Genomic DNA, 1311 nt, shown 5'->3' with positions numbered 1-1311 from the left:
CGATGGCCAGTTGATTACCGAGAGCAAATTGGTCGAAACGACTGTAGGCCGTGCTTTGTTGTTTGAAATTCTTCCGAAAGGTTTGCCTTTCTCATTGGTTAACCAGCCAATGGTTAAGAAGGCGATCTCTAAATTGATCAACTTTGCATATCGTAATTGTGGTCTTAAAGACACCGTTATCTTTGCTGACCAATTGATGTACCTAGGTTTCTCTCAGGCGACATACTCTGGCTCATCAATCGGTGTAAATGACTTTGTAATTCCTGATGAGAAAGAAGGGATTATTGATGCAGCGACCGCTGAAGTAAAAGAAATCGAGAATCAATTCGCATCGGGTCTTTTAACGCACGGTGAGAAGTACAACAAGGTTATCGATATTTGGTCGCGTGCTAACGATAAGGTAGCAAAAGCGATGATGGATACCTTAGGTAAAGATGATGTTGTTGACCGTGAAGGTAATACGGTTCAGCAAGATTCGTTTAACTCAGTATTTATGATGGCCGACTCCGGTGCTCGTGGTTCTGCAGCGCAGATTCGTCAGCTAGCAGGTATGCGTGGCTTGATGGCGAAACCAGATGGTTCGATCATCGAGACACCAATTACGGCTAATTTCCGTGAAGGTCTAAACGTACTTCAGTACTTTATCTCAACGCACGGTGCACGTAAGGGTCTTGCCGATACTGCACTGAAAACAGCGAACTCTGGTTACTTAACACGTCGTCTTGTAGATGTTGCTCAAGACCTTGTTGTTACTGAAGATGATTGTGGTACTGAAGAAGGTCTATTGATGACGCCAATGATCGAAGGTGGCGACGTTGTTGTGCCACTTGGTGATCGTGTTCTTGGTCGAATCACTGCGAAGGATGTTTTTGCTCCAGGTAATGACGAAGATGTAGTTATGCCGCGCGGCACTTTCTTGGACGAGAAGCAAATTGATCTTCTTGAATCTGCAGGTGTTGATGAGGTTTGGGTTCGCTCTGCAATTACATGTGATACTCGCCATGGTATTTGTGCGAAGTGTTACGGTCGCGATCTCGCTCGTGGTCACGTCGTTAACCGCGGTGAGGCGGTAGGTGTTATCGCTGCTCAATCGATTGGCGAGCCAGGTACGCAGTTAACGATGCGTACGTTCCACATCGGTGGTGCTGCATCGCGAGCTTCTGCAGTAGACAATATTCAGGTTAAACACGGCGGTTCTGTACGTCTTAATAACATGAAGAGTATTGAACGTACCGATGGCAACTTAGTTGTTACCTCACGTTCTTCTGCACTTTCTGTTGCGGATGAACATGGCCGTGAGCGTGAGTTCTA

At 46.1% G+C, this 1311-nt stretch carries 1 pseudogene; it reads left to right on the top strand.

Annotation, left to right across the window (positions count from 1 at the left end):
- Positions 1 to 1311, top strand: a pseudogene (locus A3739_RS25755) (DNA-directed RNA polymerase subunit beta'); the annotation flags it as partial.

This window comes from Oleiphilus sp. HI0067 (genome assembly GCF_001635735.1).
The sequence above is the reverse complement of the archived record's forward strand: the minus strand, read 5'-3'. Positions and strand labels throughout refer to the sequence as shown.